This window comes from Paenibacillus sp. J22P218 (assembly GCF_056269195.1).
In genome coordinates, this window is sequence record NZ_JBWDNL010000002.1 from 879005 (window position 1) to 898851 (window position 19847).

General features: G+C 50.3%; 19 protein-coding genes. 13 read left to right on the plus strand and 6 right to left on the minus strand.

Annotated features, from left to right (window positions below; translation table 11 throughout):
* Positions 1–196: 196 nt before the first annotated feature.
* From panB to AC0YN0_RS13020, 13 genes are all read left to right on the plus strand, one after another.
* Positions 197–1102 (plus strand): 3-methyl-2-oxobutanoate hydroxymethyltransferase, encoded by a 906-nt coding sequence (gene panB / locus AC0YN0_RS12960; RefSeq protein WP_475821579.1) that lies wholly within the window; start codon positions 197–199, stop codon positions 1100–1102.
* Positions 1099–2049, plus strand: a complete 951-nt coding sequence (panC, locus tag AC0YN0_RS12965; RefSeq protein ID WP_475821580.1) for a pantoate--beta-alanine ligase — start codon at positions 1099–1101, stop codon at positions 2047–2049. Before panB ends, panC begins: the two co-directional genes overlap by 4 nt.
* Positions 1976–2359 (plus strand): aspartate 1-decarboxylase, encoded by a 384-nt coding sequence (gene panD / locus AC0YN0_RS12970; protein ID WP_337103435.1) that lies wholly within the window; start codon positions 1976–1978, stop codon positions 2357–2359. The genes panC and panD overlap by 74 nt, the downstream gene beginning before the upstream one ends.
* Before the next feature lie 139 nt (positions 2360–2498).
* On the plus strand, positions 2499–3245 hold the full coding sequence (locus AC0YN0_RS12975) for a hypothetical protein (RefSeq protein ID WP_475821581.1): 747 nt from the start codon (positions 2499–2501) through the stop codon (positions 3243–3245).
* 4 nt (positions 3246–3249) lie between these two features.
* Positions 3250–6177, plus strand: a complete 2928-nt coding sequence (gene dinG, locus AC0YN0_RS12980) for an ATP-dependent DNA helicase DinG (RefSeq protein ID WP_475821900.1) — start codon at positions 3250–3252, stop codon at positions 6175–6177.
* On the plus strand, positions 6174–6830 hold the full coding sequence (locus AC0YN0_RS12985) for a redox-sensing transcriptional repressor Rex (RefSeq protein WP_337103433.1): 657 nt from the start codon (positions 6174–6176) through the stop codon (positions 6828–6830). Before dinG ends, AC0YN0_RS12985 begins: the two co-directional genes overlap by 4 nt.
* Positions 6811–8121: an amidohydrolase gene (locus tag AC0YN0_RS12990; protein ID WP_475821582.1), complete on the plus strand. Its 1311-nt coding sequence runs from the start codon at positions 6811–6813 to the stop codon at positions 8119–8121. Before AC0YN0_RS12985 ends, AC0YN0_RS12990 begins: the two co-directional genes overlap by 20 nt.
* Positions 8121–8693, plus strand: a complete 573-nt coding sequence (locus AC0YN0_RS12995; protein ID WP_475821583.1) for a cell wall elongation regulator TseB-like domain-containing protein — start codon at positions 8121–8123, stop codon at positions 8691–8693. Before AC0YN0_RS12990 ends, AC0YN0_RS12995 begins: the two co-directional genes overlap by 1 nt.
* A gap of 111 nt (positions 8694–8804) precedes the next feature.
* On the plus strand, positions 8805–9344 hold the full coding sequence (locus tag AC0YN0_RS13000; protein WP_475821584.1) for a hypothetical protein: 540 nt from the start codon (positions 8805–8807) through the stop codon (positions 9342–9344).
* A gap of 1 nt (position 9345) precedes the next feature.
* Positions 9346–10830, plus strand: coding sequence for an AAA family ATPase (locus tag AC0YN0_RS13005; RefSeq protein WP_475821901.1), 1485 nt, complete (start codon positions 9346–9348; stop codon positions 10828–10830).
* A 173-nt stretch (positions 10831–11003) separates the two neighbouring features.
* Complete coding sequence (locus AC0YN0_RS13010) at positions 11004–11876, plus strand: 3-hydroxyacyl-CoA dehydrogenase family protein (RefSeq protein WP_337103429.1); 873 nt, start codon at positions 11004–11006, stop codon at positions 11874–11876.
* Positions 11876–13087 (plus strand): acetate/propionate family kinase, encoded by a 1212-nt coding sequence (locus AC0YN0_RS13015; protein ID WP_475821585.1) that lies wholly within the window; start codon positions 11876–11878, stop codon positions 13085–13087. Before AC0YN0_RS13010 ends, AC0YN0_RS13015 begins: the two co-directional genes overlap by 1 nt.
* A gap of 21 nt (positions 13088–13108) precedes the next feature.
* A complete protein-coding gene (locus AC0YN0_RS13020; protein ID WP_475821586.1) occupies positions 13109–13801 on the plus strand; it encodes a DnaD domain protein in 693 nt (230 codons plus the stop codon).
* A 183-nt stretch (positions 13802–13984) separates the two neighbouring features.
* On the opposite strand, the gene AC0YN0_RS13025 is transcribed toward AC0YN0_RS13020, so the two are convergent.
* The 6 genes from AC0YN0_RS13025 to AC0YN0_RS13050 form a co-directional block, all read right to left on the minus strand.
* Positions 13985–14998 carry a MerR family transcriptional regulator gene (locus AC0YN0_RS13025; protein ID WP_475821587.1) on the minus strand — a complete coding sequence of 338 codons (1014 nt, stop codon included), beginning with the start codon at positions 14996–14998 and terminating at the stop codon, positions 13985–13987.
* A 127-nt stretch (positions 14999–15125) separates the two neighbouring features.
* The gene (gene mtnB, locus AC0YN0_RS13030) at positions 15126–15773 is read right to left on the minus strand and encodes a methylthioribulose 1-phosphate dehydratase (RefSeq protein WP_475821588.1); all 648 of its coding nucleotides are present in this window, start codon (positions 15771–15773) and stop codon (positions 15126–15128) included.
* A gap of 1 nt (position 15774) precedes the next feature.
* Positions 15775–16443 (minus strand): 2-hydroxy-3-keto-5-methylthiopentenyl-1-phosphate phosphatase, encoded by a 669-nt coding sequence (locus tag AC0YN0_RS13035; protein ID WP_475821589.1) that lies wholly within the window; start codon positions 16441–16443, stop codon positions 15775–15777.
* Positions 16443–17672, minus strand: a complete 1230-nt coding sequence (locus AC0YN0_RS13040; protein ID WP_475821590.1) for a 2,3-diketo-5-methylthiopentyl-1-phosphate enolase — start codon at positions 17670–17672, stop codon at positions 16443–16445. The genes AC0YN0_RS13035 and AC0YN0_RS13040 overlap by 1 nt, the downstream gene beginning before the upstream one ends.
* Positions 17669–18538: a pyrroline-5-carboxylate reductase gene (proC, locus tag AC0YN0_RS13045; protein WP_475821591.1), complete on the minus strand. Its 870-nt coding sequence runs from the start codon at positions 18536–18538 to the stop codon at positions 17669–17671. Before proC ends, AC0YN0_RS13040 begins: the two co-directional genes overlap by 4 nt.
* A gap of 33 nt (positions 18539–18571) precedes the next feature.
* On the minus strand, positions 18572–19828 hold the full coding sequence (locus AC0YN0_RS13050; protein ID WP_475821592.1) for a glutamate-5-semialdehyde dehydrogenase: 1257 nt from the start codon (positions 19826–19828) through the stop codon (positions 18572–18574).
* Positions 19829–19847 lie beyond the last annotated feature (19 nt).

Here is a 19847-nt window from a genome sequence, read left to right on the forward strand (position 1 = left end):
TAAGTTTTAAGCAAATGGTTGGAAAAGCACACTCTGCTCTGAGCCGCTAGGACCGAGACAGAAGGAAGCACCATAAGAAATCGTTTCCTTTTCAGTTTGGGGACCTTTTTAGCAGCGGCTAAAAGGTTTTTTTGTGTTTAAAATATAAGAATAGACTTGTTCTGTTCTTATACCATTCGAAGGGGATGAGAAGCTGATGAGGAAACGACTGACGATCACATCGATGAAAAAAATGAAGCAGGAACGCAATGCGATTTCCGTGCTCACCGCTTACGACTATCCTTCGGCGAAATTAGCCGAAGAAGCAGGTATTGACGTTATATTGGTCGGCGATTCGCTTGGAAATGTCGTACTTGGCTACGAGACGACAATACCGGTAACGATCGACGACATCATTTATCATACAAGGGCGGTAGCTCGCGGAGCGGGGCAAACGTTCATCGTTGCCGATATGCCGTTCATGACTTACGGCGCGTCACGCGAGTCGACCCTTCGCAACGCGGCGCGGATCATGCAGGAGGGCGGAGCGCAGGCCCTTAAGCTCGAGGGCGGAACAGAGATTGCGGCAGACGTCGAAGCCTTGGTGAAAGCCGGCATTCCGGTGATGGGTCATATCGGACTTACACCACAATCCGTGCATCAGCTTGGCGGCTACAAGGTGCAAGGAAAGCTCGACAAGGAAGCTGAACGTCTTATGAATGACGCTAAAGCCTTGGAGCAAGCCGGCGCGTTCAGCATCGTAATGGAGCTTGTGACGGAACCACTCGCAGCAGCAATAAGCGAAGCGCTCACAATTCCTACGATTGGGATCGGGGCAGGACGCGGCTGTGACGGACAAGTGCTTGTCTACCATGATCTGCTGCAATACGCATCGCCTTATACACCCAAAAAATTCGTTAAAACGTATGCCGACATCGGCACTACGATTAGAGATGCCATTCAGTCCTATGTTCAAGATGTTAAAGGAGCTGCCTTCCCAGCGGAGGAGCATGCTTTCCTGGGCCATACGTCGGCTGTTCAGCCTCTATACGGAGGCAACGGTTCTGGTGATGAACCGACAGAGAAGTCAGAGAAGTCGGCTGCGGAGGTGCGATTGTCATGATCATTAGCCGAACGAAAGCAGACCTTAAGCAGCAATTAGCCACCTTCCGAAAAGAAGGTGCAACCATCGGCTTCGTGCCGACCATGGGTTATTTGCATGAAGGACATGCAAGCCTGATGCGGCAATCGAAGGAAAATAACGATATTACGGTACTGAGTATATTCGTAAATCCGCTTCAATTCGGTCCGAATGAAGATTTGGACCGATATCCGAAGGATGAAGCAAGAGACTTAGCATTGGCTGAAGCGGTTGGCGTAGATGTTGTATTTATGCCATCAGTTGCCGAGATGTATCCGGAGAAGCCGCTGACTCGTTTGATCGTTGACCAGGTTACGGATCGCCTATGCGGGGCATCGCGTCCCGGACATTTTGACGGAGTAGGACTAGTTGTCAGCAAGCTGTTCCATCTTGTTCAGCCGGATCGCGCTTACTTCGGCATGAAGGATGCGCAGCAAGTAGCCGTGATTGAACAAATCGTGAATGACCTTGACATACCGGTAGAAATTGTCCCTTGTCCCATTGTGCGTGAGCCAGACGGACTTGCATTAAGCTCGCGCAACGTTTATTTAAGCGCGGAGCAGCGCAGCCAAGCGGTTGTGCTGTCGCAAGCACTCGCACTGGCTAGCGAATGGTACCTGGAGCCTGACATGAACGCTGAACGTCTCTTGGCTAAAGTGAAGCTTCATATTATCAAATCAAGCGAAGCCGTCATTGATTACGTGGAGCTGCTTCATTATCCAAGACTTGACACACTGTCGCAAACGGGATCGTTGTCTGAGGTCAAGCAGCCTTTGCTGCTTGCGATGGCGGTTAAATTCGGAACGACAAGATTAATTGATAACTGTTTATTGGAAAGAACGGAGGTACAGGACTATGTTCAGAACAATGATGAAATCAAAGCTTCACCGGGCCACGGTTACGGAAGCGAACCTCAATTATGTAGGTAGCATCACCATTGATGAGGATTTGATGGATGCAGCCGATATATGGGAAAATGAGAAAGTGCAGATCGTAAATAACAATAACGGGGCACGCTTCGAAACGTACGTCATTGTCGGCGAGCGCGGATCAGGCGTCATTTGCTTAAATGGAGCAGCTGCAAGGCAAGTACAGCCCGGAGATCAAGTCATAATAATTTCTTATGCATCCATGAGCAATGAAGAAGCGAAAGCGCACAAGCCGATCGTAACGATATTAGATGCCGATAACAAGCCGCTCCGTTCCCTGACGGAAGAGCTTCATTCAACGATTTTGTAACATTTGCAGTGAAGCGTCCGTTTGTTCTTTAGTTAATTCCTTGCTTATGTAACGGCTGGGATGCTGAATGAAAAGCGTCGTAAAAACAAAAAATGAGCATAACACACTCCTTAATTCTTTGGCGAAGGCGGGATGCGGTATGTTCCAGCATATGTTTACTGAAATGAATGAGCTGCTTGACCAAATGATTCTGCAATATCCTGATGCATGCGAGCAGCAAAAAAGACAGTTCGACCAGCAAATGAACGAGCTTAAGAAGGTGAGCGATTCGTTCATCGAGCAATGGCTTGAATTTGAAGAAAAGCTGTCTGATTTCAAGGACAGCTACGGCGAGCTTGTAAGCAAGTCCGCCCCCGCAATGACAGAGTCAGGTGGCAGCGAAGCTGTGAAAGCTCTTGAGCAGGAACCAGCTGCATCTCCCGTATACACAGCATCTGCTTCGTCCGTCTGCAACAAAGCGGATCTAGAAATTCCAGAAGATGCTGCGCCTATTATTTCCAAGGGACAAGGTTATTATAAATTATTGATGTTCCCTGAAGCCGCGGCGCAGTTTCAAGTCGCTGTAGGGCAATCGCCGGAATGCAACCTTGCTCGTCTGTTTCTGGCCATGACCCATATGCATATGCAGAACTGGAACGAAGCCCAACGGCATTTTCAATTATTGATTGCTTTAACGGACTTCCCTAAATGGCTTGCTTTAGGCTATAATGCGCTAGGATGCATTCAAGCGGTTCATATGAACCTTGCCCATGCGGAGAAGCTGTTCATGAAGGCTCATCAAGTTTATCCCAGCTTTACCGACCCGCTGAACAACTTGAAGTCATGTCAGCAAACGCCTTTGCAATTATCGTTATATTTTGGAAGCACGGAGCTGTGCTGTTTGTGAGAGGATCGGGGAACGAATGAAATTTGCAGTACTGGATTTAGAGACGACCGGGCATAGCCAGTCCGACGATATTTTGCAAATCGGACTGGTCCTTGTTTCGGAAGAGCTTGAAGTATTACAAACGTTCAGCACTTTCGTACGGCCTACTGTACCGATACCGGCTTTTATTACTCAACTAACCGGCATAGACGATGCCGTAGTTGAAGATGCGCCGGAATTGCAGGAGGTGCTCGTACAGCTCATACCCTTGCTTGATGATGCTGTGCTCGTCGCGCATAATGTTGGTTTCGATGCAGGCTTTCTGAATCAAGCGCTTGATCGTTGCGGTTATCATGGCTTTGCCGGACGCAGGCTCGATACAATTGAACTGCTTCGCATATTATATCCTTCCATTACGACTTATCAGCTTGGCGCTGTAACGGAAATGTTCGGCATCGAGCATGAAAGCCACCATCGTGCGGACAGCGATGCTCTCGCTACTGCGAACTTATTTATCGAAATTGTTCAAAAGCTTCGCCAATTGCCGCTGCTTACGTTGCAGCGGCTATCTGCGCTAATTAACGATGGAAGCGATTTAAGCTGGTTTATAGCAGAGACGCTGCAGCGTATGGAAGTTCGAAATGTGTTCGAGCCTGCAGAATACGATTACTTTAATCAATTTGCGCTTAAGGTTAGAGAATGGACAGAAGAACAGCCGCCGCGAGCCGAGAGCGACAATATCTCGCTCGGCGAATTGTCTTTCGAACAATATTTGGCGGATGTGAAGGCGCGTTTCGAAGCTCGCTTCGAAAATTACGAGGAGCGCGAAGCGCAAACGGAAATGTTCCATGAAGTGTACAATGCCTTAAACAGCGACCAGCATTTGCTTATTGAAGCGGGAACGGGAACAGGCAAGTCGTTAGGGTATCTGATCCCGGCCTTGTATTACGGCATTCGCAACAATAAAAAGATTGTTGTCAGCACACATACGATTAACTTGCAAGAGCAGCTTCGGCAACGGGATATCCCGCTGCTGGAGGACGTGCTGCCATTTCCTTTCAAGGCTTCGATCTTCAAGGGGAGAGGCAATTACTTATGTTTGCGCAAATTCGAAGGCAAAGTGAATACGAAAGATCTTGTATCGCCAATAGATGATGTCATTACAGCTGCACAAATGGTCGTTTGGCTTGGTGAAACGGAGACCGGCGATCAAGAGGAGCTGAATTTCGGCAACAAAGGCGCTGACTTCTGGTCAACCGTAGCCAGCGATGCCGATTCCTGCCTTAACCGGGCATGTCCGTGGTTCAAACGTTGTTATTATCACCGCGCCAAGCAGGAATCGAACATCGCAGATGTATGTGTGACTAATCATTCGATGTTATTCACCGATATCCAGGCGGATCATCGTTTGCTTCCAACATACAGCCATCTTATTATAGATGAAGCGCATCATGTGGAAGAGGTCGCAGGCAAGCATCTTGGCATGCAGGTCAGCTATTTCTCTTTTAATCAGGCCGTACAGCGTCTCTATAAGGATGCCAGGTCTGGCTTGCTTCCAGCTCTTAGAATTAAGCTGCAATACGAGGATGATGCGCATCAATCAGCTTGGCTGGAGACAATCGATACGGTCATCCCTATATTTAATGATATTAAAGAACATTGGGATAAACTGTTCGAAATGTTCTATAGCTTTACCTCGGTATCGAATGAGCTTGCTTCAGGCGAAGCCGGGCAAGCGGTTTGCCGCTTGAAGATCGGCGAGCTGCCAGCCGGTTGGGACGACGCCGTTACGACTGAAGGTAATGTGCATACGGAGCTTAATCGGATTATTCGAACGTTGGACAAAATGGTTATTGATATTAAAGATCGTGTGGATGATTCAACGATTCAAGCTGCCATCACGGATCTTAACGGTGCTTTAAGGGATTTGACCCGCGTAAAGGATGAATTGCATATTTTCATCAAGCTGGAGCAGGTAGCGTCCGTATTCTGGATTGAGGCGAGCAGCGCCTATCGTTATCGTTCGGTTCATTTGTATGCAGCACCGGTAGATGTGAGCGAGCAGCTTCAGAAATATTTCTTCGATGTCAAAGAAAGCATTGTCATGACTTCGGCTACCTTATCCGTGCAGAAGTCGTTCCAATACGCGGCCGAACAGCTAGGACTTACAGGGTACGAGGAGCAAGGCCGGCTTAAGACCGTGCAATTGCCGTCGCCGTTCAATTATCGGGAGCAGGCGCTAGTCGTCATCCCGCGCAACTTCCCGGTATTGAAAGGTTCCTATGTGGATCAAGCCTACTTAGATATGTTGACGGAATCATTGGCGGCATCGGCGAAGGAAACGAAGGGAAGAATGCTTGTATTATTCACATCGTACAAGATGCTGAAGCAAGTGTATGAGCCGCTTAAGGAACGTTTGTCTGAGTCCGGCATACAAGTGCTCGGCCAAGGCATCGACAGCGGCAACCGGACGAAGCTGACGAGACGTTTCCGGCAGCAGCCCGAATCGGTTCTGCTCGGGACGAGCAGCTTCTGGGAAGGGGTAGACATTCCCGGGGAAGCGCTCATCTGTCTCGCCATTGTACGCTTGCCGTTCCAGCCGCCTAACCATCCGCTTGCGGAGGCTAAGTCAGAACTGCTGCTCAGGCAGAAGCAAAATCCGTTCATGAAGCTGTCCATACCGCAAGCCGTCATCCGATTCAAGCAAGGATTCGGACGGCTCGTGCGAACATCGCAAGACAAAGGCATTGTCATCATCTACGATACGCGGATCATCGATGCGTATTACGGCAAGCATTTCCTGTATTCCTTACCGGGACCGAAGATCGAGACGATGCATACGGAGCAAATGGTGCTGCGCATGCGAGAGTGGCTAAGCAGCAGCGTAAGTGCAACAGATAAGAAGGATTCGAATGAGCAAAAACCAGCGATATCAGAGGAGGAGAAAGGTTGAAGCAGACGAAAATATCAGAAGCTGTCGTTAGACGGCTGCCTATCTATCTTCAAGTATTGAACGAGCTGCATACTCGTGAAGTTCAAACCGTTTCATCTCAGGAATTGGGCGTTAAGCTCGACCTTAATCCTGCTCAGATTCGCAAGGATCTCGCTTATTTCGGAGAGTTCGGCCGCAAAGGGATCGGCTATGACGTTTTGTATCTCATCGAGAAGATCAGACAAATACTGAAGGTCGATCAACCGATTAACGTAGCGCTCGCCGGTGCCGGTAATCTAGGACATGCTTTATGCAATTACAATAAGTATTCCAAAGACAATATGAAAATCACGGCCGTGTTCGACGCTCATCCGAGCAAAATCGGCATTAGCATTAACAACCTGCAGGTACTGCCGATGGAAGAACTGCCGCGAATTATCGTCCAGCAAAGTATTCGAATCGGTATCATTACCGTGCCTGCCCACGAAGCGCAGAACGTCGCGAATCAATTCGTGGAAGCCGGAATCGAAGGCATATTGAACTTCGCGCCCGCCATTCTGCGCGTTCCCGAGCATATTCGGATTCACAACGCCGATTTCACGCGTGATTTGCTTAGCTTGGCCTATTATTTAGCAGGAGAAGGAGAATCAGCTAATGAGTCAACTATGGATTGAGAACGGCTTATTCATCACGATGGATGAGAGCCGCATGACGTTTAAAGGACATATGGTCGTAACGAATGACCGTATTACATACTTAGGAGAAGCTGCGCCTGTTGCGCCTGTCGACGTTGCGGCCGATGCGCGCAAGATTGACGGCAGCAAGCTGGCTTTTATGCCGGGACTGATTAACACCCACGGACATGCGGCAATGACGCTGTTGCGCGGATATTCGGACGATCAAAATTTGCAAGTATGGCTGCAAGAGAAGATGTGGCCGATGGAAGCGAAGTATGTCGATCAAGATACGAAGGCGGGCAGCGCACTCGCTATCGTCGAGATGCTTAAGACAGGTACGACGGCATTCGTCGATATGTATGATCGGATGGATCAGGTCGCTATGATGGTTGAGCAATCTGGTATTCGGGGCTGCTTGACGCGCGGCGTTATCGGCTTGTGCGAGAAGGAAGTGCAAGACGCGAAGCTGGCAGAAGCGATAGCCTTTGCCCGTGATTGGAATGGCAAAGCCGACGGTAGAATTACGACGATGATATCGCCTCATGCACCCTATACATGTCCGCCTGATTATATAGAGCGATTCGTTCAAGCGGCGCATGACTATAACCTGCCTCTTCATACTCATATGTCCGAGACAATTGCCGAGGTAGAGCAAAACGTTCGCGATTACGCCTTACGTCCTGTTGAGCATTTGGACAAGCACGGCTTTTTCTCCCGTCCATCGCTTGTAGCCCATGCCGTACATCTTAACGATGCCGAGATCGAGCTGCTAGCCGCGCGCGGCGTTGCGGTATCCCACAACCCGGTCAGCAACTTGAAGCTGGCGAGCGGCGTTGCCCGCGTGACTGATCTTCTTAAAGCTGGCGTTACCGTATCGCTTGGGACGGATAGCGTAGCGAGCAACAATAACCTGGACTTGTTCCAAGAGATTAAACTTGCCGCACTTCTGCACAAGGGAGTGTCTGGCGATCCGACGGCAATCCCTGCGGTTGAAGCGCTTCGTATGGGAACCGTATATGGCGCCCGCTCGATCTGGCAGCAAGATCAGATTGGCGTCTTGCGTGTAGGCATGAAAGCCGACTTTATTGCGATTAATTTGGATCAGCCTCAGTTCTACCCGCTGACAGATATCGTATCGCATTTGGTTTATTCCGGCTCGGGGCGCGATGTGCAGCATGTGTGGGTAGATGGACGTCAAGTTGTTCAAAATGGTGAATGTACATTGCTGGATGAAGAACAAATCCGCTTCGAAGCGCAAGCGAGCTTCGAGCGTTTGCTGCAAGCCTAATGCGTGCGGATACGAAGAAACGCCAGCCGATTATGACTACGCAGCGATGGATCTTTGTCATCGTCGCCGTTCTGCTCATCATCATCACGACGACTGCGATTTATTATAAGGATATCAAGTCTCCTCGCTGGTCGGATGAGAGGGAGGCGAAAGCCGAAGCGATAGAAGCGGCTGACTTGACGGAAGTCGATCAAATAAGCAAGCATATTTGGGATCAAGTAAGTTGGTTTGTTTCCGGTAAAAATGCGGATGGCGAACAGATCTACGTATGGCTGCCGAGACCTGTAGACGAAGAAACTGACGAAGAAACATCGACGCAAGAACCAGAACCGATTGTCGTGAAAGCATCCGAAGCAGAGGCGAAGAAGGCCATTCGGGCCAAGTTCGACCTCGCGAAGCCTGAAGCTGTTGTAAAGCGAATGCAGCCTGGGCTGCTTGGCGACAAACCGGTATGGGAAATCTTTTATACGCTTAAGGCAGACGAGACCCATTACTACTACGATTTTTATTCATTTACGAGCGGCGATTTTTTGAACGAATATAAGCTGCCAGCGAAGACGGAGCCTCAATAGGCTCCGTTTCCTGTTTTTACACCGACCGATCTGCTGATAGATATGATATAATTTCGTATAGCGTGATTGATATACGGATGATCTATCAATTAAATCGGAGGCGATAAAGAGATGAAAAAAATAAGCATCGTACCGGTCGTTGTTACAGCCGCTATATCCGTTGCTGTATTGTTCGGCGGATGGACGTTATATAATCAAGTCGCTGTTGCCGCGCCTCTTGAGGATGCGATTGCAGACGTGCCGGGAATTGTGAGTTCGGCAAAGCCGAAGATGAGCAAGGATCAAGTAACGATTGATGTCACGTTATCGCAAGATGCGAATCTGCGCGAGATCTATCAATCGATTAATCATAATGGTAAAGGCGCCATAGGCAGCCGTGAATTCAAGCTGGATGTTCTTAACGAATCGAATAAGGTGCTGGATGACTATTGGTATCAAGCGCTGTTCGAAGTAGCGGAAGCGATGGAAAATAAAGCTTACTCGAATATTCCTAAGGCGCTTGAAGAAGCAGGACGCGATAACCCTGCGATTCATGCTGAAACCGAGATGGACGACAATAACATTTACATTACGTTGAAAACGGACGACGCGGTTAAGTTTATCGTATTGCCAAGAACGCCTGCACAGATGGGAGTGTGGGAAAATGCGTAATATACGTCAATACGGGATGGAAATTGCAATCGGCGTTGTACCGGTACTCATTGCTTTCTTTATTTATATTGGCTTGAACGTCGTTCCGATCGTGATGCTTGGTGTATTAGGATTTGCGCTTGTATATCTGGCAAGAGGTAAAGGACGGATGACCGCAGCATCAAGCCGGAAGCGCAGTGCCGGCACTAAATCGGCACCGCTTATGTTCGAGCAGATTGGCGGTCAAGATCGAGCGAAGCAGGAGCTTATCGAATCCCTTGATTTTCTAGTTAAGCAGGAACAGATTGCGAAGCTCGGCATACGTCCGATGAAAGGCATTTTATTGGCAGGTCCGCCGGGGACAGGCAAGACGTTGCTCGCAAGAGCGGCTGCCCACTACACGGATTCGATTTATTTGGCTGCTTCCGGCAGTGAATTCGTAGAAATGTATGTCGGTGTCGGTGCTGGCCGTATTCGCGATTTGTTCTCCGAGGCACGGACGAAAGCAAAGAAAGCAGGCAAAAAAAGCGCGGTTATTTTTATTGATGAAATCGAGGTTATTGGCGGCAAGCGTGACGGCGGCCAACATCGTGAATATGATCAGACGCTCAATCAGCTGCTGACTGAGATGGATGGTATCCATCCGAACGAATCGCCGCGCATCTTGTTAATTGCGGCAACGAACCGCAAGGAGATGCTTGACTCGGCCTTGCTTCGCCCAGGGCGTTTCGACCGTCATATCGGCGTTGAGCTTCCCGACAAGAAGGGCAGACTGCATATTCTAAATATCCACGCAAATAATAAACCTATGGATGATTCCGTAGATTTGGATAAGGTCGCAGCCGAGTCGTTCGGCTTCTCCGGGGCGCAGATCGAAAGTGTGATGAACGAAGCAGCTATCTATGCGATGCGTGAATCAAGCGCAACGATCATCGAGCGTCATCTATCCATGGCGATTGATAAAGTGATGATGGGCGAGAAGACCGACCGTGAGGCGACAAAAGAAGAGCGAGAGCGCGTGGCGCTTCATGAGCTTGGACATGCGATTATGGCAGAGCTTACTCGCCCCGGCAGCGTATCGCAGGTCGCACTGTCGCCGCGCGGACAAGCACTTGGTTATGTGCGGCATAATCCGCAGCAGGATCGGTACTTGTATACAACGCAGTTCTTGAACAGTCAAATCATGATTGCGCTTGGCGGCGCGGCTGCCGAGGAAATGTTCTATGGCGAGCGCAGCACCGGCTCGCGAGGCGACTTCGAGCAGGCGATGAATATCGTGAAAACGTTAGTGGAATCGGGTCTGACCGAGGAAGGGATCGTAGATTCCTCGATGATGACCCCCGAGGCTTGGGCAAGAATTAATCGTACGATATTGGATGAGCTGATGGCGGAGACAAAAACGATGCTTGAACAGAGACGCGGCGTGTTCACCAGCTCGCTACAGACGCTGCTGAAAGAGGAAATGCTTAGCGGCGATGAATTCCGTAAATTGTTAGTTGCAGCTTGACGAAATATGTTGCATGATAACAGAACAAATCTTACAATTTGAAGGCGGGCTCCATGTCCGCCTTCTATTTTTGTTGAAATTCGTTATAATAAGAATGAACTACATATGCGTTCAAAACGTGCATTCCGGTTATAAGGGAGCTTCGTATACCGGATACAAAGGAGCAATGGGCAGTGTTGATTAAAACAGTTGGTGTCGTCGGCCTGGGAACGATGGGGCAAGGCATTACAGAGATGCTTGCAGCCAATGGCTTGGACGTTATCGTAGTAGAGCGTACTCAAGAACGTTTGACATATGGGATGGAAATGATCGTCCTAAGTCTCGATAAGCAAATTGAGAAATGGGCGCTCACGCAGGCGGAGCGGAAGCTCATTATGAATCGCGTGCAGACAACGACAGATTATGACAAGCTCTCGGAATGCGAGCTTGTTATCGAGACGATAACGGAAGATTTGGAAAGCAAAAAAACGATATTCGAGCAGTTGGACCAAATATGCGGCCCGGACGTGATTCTTGCAAGCAATACGTCTACGCTAAGCTTAACGGAACTTGCCAGCGTGACGAAATATTCGGATCGCGTGATCGGCATGCACTTCATTTATCCGGTCTCGAAGATCGATATCGTTGAGCTTGTGCGCGGTTTGAAGACATCCGAGCATACATTCTCCAGAGCGAAACATTTTGTCGATGAGATCATTCACAAAAAAGGCATCATGGTATTCGAGTCGCCGGGTTTTGTTACGACTCGCTTGATCTGCCTGTTCATTAATGAAGCGCTGCATGTTCTGGAAGAAGGCGTCGCTTCCGCCGAAGACATCGATAACGCGATGCGTATCGGCTATTCGTTCCAGCATGGGCCATTCGAGATGGCTGACCGGTTCGGTCTCGATTCGGTGCTAGCTGCGCTAGACCGGATGTTCAGAGAATATGGCGAGCTGAAGTATCGCCCTTCGATCGTGCTCAAGAAGATGGTGCGAGCGGGTCATCTCGGCGCCAAGTCGGGCGTCGGGTTTTTCAAATACGATAAGGATGGAGACCGAATCTAATGAAAGTTCTTGTCATTAATGCGGGAAGCTCGTCGTTAAAATACCAGTTGTACGATATGAGGGATGAGTCTGTGCTTGCGAGCGGCAGAGTGGAGCGAATCGGAATGGATTCCTCGATTGTGACGCATGAGCCGGCGGGCAAGCCCGAGGTTCGCGACGTAAGTGAAATTCTAGAGCACGTAACCGCGGTTAAGCGGGTCATCGACATGCTGACAAATAAAGAATATGGCGTGATCGGCAGGATGAACGAGATTGATGCGGTCGGGCATCGTATTGTACACGGCGGCGAAGTGTTCAAGAGCTCGGTTCTCGTTACCCAGGATGTTAAGCTTGAGATTCGCAGGTTATTCGACTTGGCGCCGCTTCATAATCCGGCTCATATGATGGGGATCACGGCTGTCGAGTCGAATCTGCCGCATGTGCCGCAGGCCGTCGTATTCGATACGGCGTTCCATCAGACGATGCCTAATACTTCGTACTTATATCCTATTCCTAAAGTGTTGTATCGCAGACATAAGATTCGTCGTTACGGCTTTCACGGCACCTCCCATTCGTATGTAAGCGGACAAGCAGCCGCATACCTGGGCAAGCCGCTTGCGTCTTTGAAAATGGTATCCTGCCATATCGGTAACGGTGCTAGTTGTGCCGCTATATTGGATGGTCAATCGTTCGATACGAGCATGGGGATGACGCCGCTTGAAGGATTAATGATGGGCACGCGCAGCGGCGATATCGATCCGGCAATCGTTCCATTCGTCATGAACAAAGAAGAGCTTACGCTGAATGAAGTGAACTCGATGCTTAATAAGCATAGCGGCATGATTGCCATATCAGGAATCAGCAGCGACATGCGCGAGATTACCGAGGCGATGGAGGACGGCGACAAAAACGCCAAGCTGGCATTCGATATGTATGTGTATCGGTTGAAGAAATATATTGGCGCTTACGCTGCGGCAATGAACGGTATCGACACGCTTGTTTTCACGGCAGGCGTCGGCGAGAACTCTTCGGCAGTAAGAAAGGCCGTGTGCGAAGGCATTACGTTCCTTGGCATCGAGATCGATGACGAGCGCAACACGGTACGCAGCAAGGAAGTACGTGAAATATCGAAGGACAGCTCGCGTGTTAAAGTTTTGGTTGTACCGACAAATGAAGAGCTGCTTATCGCGAGAGATACTTATGAGCTGGTTAAGGCGGCACATTCGTCATAAGGAGAAGGGGGCCGGCAGACGATGAGCAACGAAATATGGAAAGCCTATTCGCATGGCATGGCTGCCGCGCTGCAAGAAGGCGGCGTTTATTTGTCAGCCATGCTGCTCCGCAGTTATAGGGAGCTGGAGTTATCCGACTCAGAGGCGATGCTGCTGCTGCAGCTTATCGCTTTCGCAGAAGCAGAGCAGAACGATTTTCCAACGCCGGAGGAGCTTGCAAACCGCATGGGCACGGGCTCAAGAGCGATCGGGCAAATGCTGAACAGGCTCATTAAGGATCAATTTTTGACGATAGACGAATATATCGACAGCGTTACCGGCATGCAATCGGAGCGATACAATTGGAGCGGCTGGCTGATGAAGGCAGCCGATTGGACTGCCGAGCACAAGCGGGAGACGAAGAAGGCGGAGCGCCAGCTCATGAAAGCAACAGCTGAACCGGTTACAAGCGCCGGCGAAATGTTCCATGTGTTCGAGCAGGAATTCGGCCGTCTGCTGTCGCCGTTCGAATGCGAAACGATTAACGTCTGGCTTGATCAAGACCGTTACTCGGAGGAGCTTATTCTACTCGCCTTGAAGGAAGCCGTGTTCGCGGGCAAGCTAAGTCTCAAATATATCGACCGGATTCTGTTCGAATGGGGACGCAATCGGGTTACGAACGTAGACGAAGCGCGCGCGCATTCCCAGAAGTTCCGCGGCGGCGGTCGAAACTAGAAGTTCTGGACTAATTAGCATGAAAAACTCCTGTTATTTTCGAGGTCGTATGCACTCTAACGGGGTTTAACTGGAAAAACTGCTGTTATTACTGGGCAGATAACTCGATAATTCAAAATAACGAGAAATTAACGGGAGAAATTCATGTTAATATACGAAGCTGATTTCATAGGACCGTCAGGATTAACTTTCCTGACGGTTTTTGTTCATTCGAAGGGCATAGAGCAGGTAAACAGACGAGTGGAGCTCTTCGGCAACAACGGAGTATCCGCGTCCAGTGAGCCAGTGTTGCAGAGGAAGAGGCTGGACTGGCGTATCGGTTGCTTCTTCGGAATTCGCGGTCTGCATAATATCGGTAATGATGATTCGACCGCCTGGGAGCAGCACGCGATTCATCTCCTCGAGCGCGAGTAATTGCTGAGACGAGCTGAGGTGGCGGAATGCGAAGCTGCAGCCGATGAATGAAAAGTTGGATTCGGCAAGCGGCAATGCTAGCATATTGCCTTGCTTAATCGAGGCATGCGGTATTCGAGCATGTAGCAGGTCGATCATTGCCGCAGATTGCTCCACGACGGTGAGACTTGCTCCAGCACTAGCCAGCATGACTGATAGATTTCCCGATCCGCCGCCAAGCTCAAGGCCTCTATCGCCCTCCTTAGGGTCAATCCATTCAAGGGTGCGAATTAGTGCGTGCTCATATTGTTCAGCCGTAATGAGGCCTTCCAGTGCAGCTAGCGGTGCTTCAATGCCGTATCGGACGGCCATCTCATTATAGTTCCACTGATCAGACCATGATTCGCGGATCATCCGATTTTGTTTCATGCGCAATGCCGCTGCTTCGGCATCGGCAAGCTGTGTTTCGCCCAACTGCTGCCATGACCGGATCGTCTGGTCTAATGCTTGAAGCGATTGCGTCGCCGCGACCCAATCTTCGTAAAGCAGAGCTCTTGCCTGATCTACTATACGAATGAAATCTAAGGGCCGATCGATAGCTTGAAGCGCATTCTTGATGACGGTGAGGGGCATTCCAAGCTCTCTCAGCGAGACGACCCAGCGAAGCTTCGTCATATCGATATCCGAATAAGCGCGGTAACCGCTGTGCGGTTCTTTGTAGGGGTGAACAAGCCCTTTCTCCTCATAAAATCGCAACGTTCGAGGTGTCACGCCTAAGCTTCTTGCTGCTTCATGTACTTTCACCTGTTTTCCTCCTGTCCTGCTTTATACCATGATGGACCTTGACGCTGCGTCAAAGTCAAGTCAATCCCTATATATACGAAGAAACCAGTCGACCTATAGCAGGCTGACTGGTTCTTTTGATTACGGATTAGCGTTTGTTCAGAAGCTCCCACCGATAGACGTATTCGAATAGAAATTCGAACGCTTCGATGTGGCGTTTCGCCTCGAACGCGTTAGCGCCCCAAGCATAGATGCCATGCTTGCGAAGCAGAATGCCTGGAATTCGGCTATCAAGCCGATCCGTTACTTCAGGGATAATCGATGGTATGTTAGCGAAGTTCGATACGATCGGTATATCGATATGGGCTTCTTCCTCCCATATATTAAGTCCTTTAATCAGCTCAACGCCATCTACGGGCACAGCCTTGCGATCCCAGAAATATTCAGAAACGATGCTGTTGAATACGGAATGAATGTGAAAAATAGCTCCAGCGCCCGTAAGACGGTAAATCTCGCAATGGATTAACGTTTCGGCCGACGGCTTAAGACGGGTTGCCTCGCAAGGCTTGCCGTTTTGGTCGACGAACAAATAATCCTCGGGCGTGTGAACGGTCTTGTCCTTGCCGCTTGCCGTAATGGCAAACTGGAATTGCTCAGGGCTGTAATCGCCGACGCGCACAGACAAATTACCGCTTGTGCCCGGGAACCAGCCGCGTGAGGAGAAAAGCTCTTTTACATCGCGCAGATCAGCGAACGCCTTCTGCTTATCTTCTAATGCAATTCGATCAAAGCTCATACTAGGTGTGACTCCTCTCGGACTTCATGCTAGCTATAATGTCATGGAAGGTCTCGTATTCGGTATGTGCGATTCCAAGCTCTCTGCATTTCGTTGTCAGATAGGAGCGGGAGTAGACGGTGTCAGCTAGCTTCGCACCTTCAAAATCGGTTACGCTATCGCCAATAATGATTCTCTCATATTCATCAGCGGGAAAACGGCGCATAATCGTCGTCTTGCACATGCCGCAGTTATTGCTGCATTCATGATCGCAAGGATTCGGCCACGTAATCTCGATTTGGTCACCGGAGAAGTCGCTTCCATTGCAATAGATATGATCCTCCGGTATGCCGAACTGCGACAAAATCGGATAGATGAAGAAATCGATGCCGCCGCTTGTTACGTAGAATTCGATCTGCTCATCCTTGCAGTACGCTAGAAACTCAGCGAAGCCCTCGCGTATAGCGGCATTCGTGATGCCGAACTCAACGACATCTCGTTCTAGCGAAGCAGGAAGGAGACGGAACATTTGACCGACGCCATCCATAATGGACAGCTCCTGTGCGAGCGTCTTCTCCGCAATCTCCTTCCAGCCCGGCGGATTGAAGTGATTGATGATGGCAACGATGTTGTCGTTTACCGTAATGGTTCCGTCAAAATCACAAAATACGATGCGTTTCTTAGCTGTCATTATTCCTTAATCCCCCAAACGTCAATTGCCGCCTTCAGCGGCTCGTTGCCTTCCTGCAGCGCAGCTTCGCGAAGCGGAACGCCGTTCAACGTTGCCGTAATCGCCATACAGAACGCTTGTCCGCCGGCTGCCGTACCCATCGGATGACCGTGAATGCCTCCTCCGGCGTTCACGACGACATCGGTGCCGAAGTCCTTCAAGATGAGCGGCACAAGTCCAGGATGAATGCCTGCCGATGGAACAGGGAAGCTTGCCCGCAATTGATGCAGCGGCTGCAGCAGAGCTACCTTAACGGCCATATTCTCTTCCTTCGGCATGACGACGGAACCGTACGGGGAAGGGAAGAGCGCAAGATCGGCGCCGGCAAGTCTCATCAGCTTGCCAAGCAGCAAGGAAGCGCTAATGCCGTAATGAGGCGAAGGATACATAGCGCCGGCCAGTGCCGGATGCGATGCGATCGGAACATTTATCGCTGGATCACTGCTTAGCTCATGCAGCACGTCATAGCCATACGACAGCACATTGAACAGCAGGGCATTCGCTCCAGCCGCAATCGCTTTGCGAGCATTAGCAGCAAGCTGCGAGGTTGGACCTGTCAGATTGACCGCGTAGAGCAGCTTCTGACCCGTTTCCTGCTCGGCTTTGCGCGCGGCTTCCATGCACACTTCGACGCGTTTCTCCAGCGGAGTAAGCGGATTCTCGAACAATATTTCATCGTCCTTAATCAGATCGACGCCGCCAAGCGCTTGCTTGTAGAATTGATCCTGCAGGTTAGCGAGATCATGGCCGACAACGGACTTGAAAATACTCATAAGCAGCGGACGGTCATGAACGCCAAGCAGATCACGAACGCCGTTCAAGCCGAACTTCGGACCAGGGAACACGGACGCGAACTCGTCCGATACGTCGAGATCAAGCAGCTTTATGCGGCCGTCCATGGACAGCTTGCCGAATACGGTGACGAGCAGGGCAGGGATGTCGCGGCTGAAGTTAAGATCGGGATATGCGATACGAATATCGGCATATCGCTCGCCGGGCGCGGCATTAGCCGGCTCATGCACGTCGATCGACAACACTTTGCCGAGATGCTTCTCCATCTCTGCTTTCTTCGCTTCGGGAAGCTCCGTCCAACTGCCAACCGTTAAACCTATCGCGATCGAGAGCGCTTTTTTGTTAAAATCAGCTTTGTCGTCATAGGAACGATACGTCGCTATACAAACTCCGCTCATTCGTTAATGCTCCTCTCGATAGCTGCGCCTAACTCGCCTGCACGCTCAGCGGAGCGGTGCATGCCTTTAATGATCGTTTCCGTGAGCTGGAATTCTGCCATTTTCTCAATGGCAGCTTGTGTCGTTCCGTTCGGAGACGTTACTTTGCGACGAAGCTCGGCCGGCTCTTCGCCGGTCTCGCGAACCATTTGCGCCGCGCCGAGTACCGTTTGCACGACAAGCTCCTTCGCTGCGCCGGCGTCAAGACCAAGCTCGCCAGCCGCCTTCATCATTGCTTCCATGAAGTAGTACACATATGCCGGGCCGCTGCCGGATACGCCGGTAATAGCGGATTGAAGCGGTTCTTCAACCGTCGCCGTAATGCCTACCGACTTGAAGATCGCCTCTGTCAGTTGTCGCTGCTGCTCCGTAACATGCTCCGAATAGCTGATACCCGTAGCGCCAAGTCCAATCGTACTGGACGTATTCGGCATCGCGCGAACAATCGGCACGGGTGCGCCAAGCAGCTGTTCGATCGATGCGATCGATAGTCCAGCAATGACCGAAATAATAAGCTGATTCGTCGATACGAGCGACTTCATTCCTTTAATGGCTTCCGCGGCATCCTTCGGCTTCATGGCAAGGAAGATAATATCCGCTTGCTGGATATAAGCATCATTGCTTGCTCCTTGAAGGATCGTCTGAACGCCGTATTGGGTATGAAGCTCCGTCAGTCTCTCTTGATTTTGACGATTAAGCATTGAGATCTGTCCTGCGGCAAGTAGTTCTTCATTAATGATTCCCCGTGCGATTGCTTCGGCCATGGAGCCGGCGCCATAGAAGCAGAGCTGCAGCGATGCAATGCCGGTTTGCGTTAATTGCGTCATGAGATTCTCCTCCAAACTAAATATTGATTATGATTAACCGCGAATTTGACCGTTGCCGTATATGCGGTATTTCGTTGATGTTAGCGCAGGCAGTCCCATTGGACCGCGTGCGTGAAGCTTCTGCGTACTAATGCCGATCTCCGCTCCAAAGCCGAATTCGAAGCCGTCGGTGAAGCGGGTGGAGGCGTTATGATAAACGGCTGCCGCATCTATTTCTTGAATAAAACGTTCGGCATTCTCCGCGTTCTCCGTAACGATGCATTCCGAATGCTTCGTTCCGTACTTGCGAATATGCTCGAGCGCTTCATCCAAATTAGCGACAACGCGGACATTCATAATGTAATCATTATATTCCGTTGCGTAATCCTCATCCGTAGCAGGCTTAACTTGAACGCCGCTCAGAAGCTCGGCGACACGGCTGCAGCCGCGAAGCTCAACATTCGCTTCAACGAAAATTTCAGCAAGCTGCGCAAGATGGCGCTCGGCGAATGCTTCATGGACGAGTAGCGTCTCCATGGAGTTGCAGACCGAAGGACGTTGAACCTTCGCGTTGAATGCAATGTCAGCCGCCATTTGATAGATTGCGCTATCGTCGACAAACGTATGACAAATGCCTGCGCCCGTCTCGATGACCGGAACTGTCGCGTTTTCGACGACATTACGGATAAGAGAAGCGCCGCCGCGCGGAATAACGACGTCTAAGAGACCGTTAAGCTTCAGCATTTCATTGACGGAAGCGCGGTCAGAGTCTTCGATGAGCTGGATGGCGTCTGCAGGCAGAGCCGTCTCGGAAAGCGCGCTGCGCAGCACCTCCACGATTTTGCGGTTCGATTCGATGGCCGCAGAGCCGCCTCTCAAGACGACGCTATTGCCAGTCTTGAGGCATAAGCCAGTTGCATCAACGGTTACGTTAGGACGCGCTTCATAGATCATGCCGATGACGCCAAGCGGTACACGGCGCTTCTCGACGCGCAGGCCGTTCGGACGATCGAATTGCTCAAGCAATTCGCCTACAGGATCAGGAAGAGCGACAATCTGACGAAGTCCTTCCGCAATCGCTTCTACGCGGGCCTCATTCAATGCTAGTCGGTCGAGCAGGGAAGGGCTGGTGCCTTGATCCCGTCCGCGCTGCAGATCAAGTCCATTCGCCGCAATGATGGCTTCGCTCTCGGCGATTAACCGATCGGCCATACGCGCTAGCGCTTCATTCTTCTGCTCGGTTGATAAATTATTCATCGTGCTTGCGGCTGTCTGCGCAAGCGTAGCTTTCTGTCTCACTTCACTTAACATTTCAATGTGCCTCCCTTAT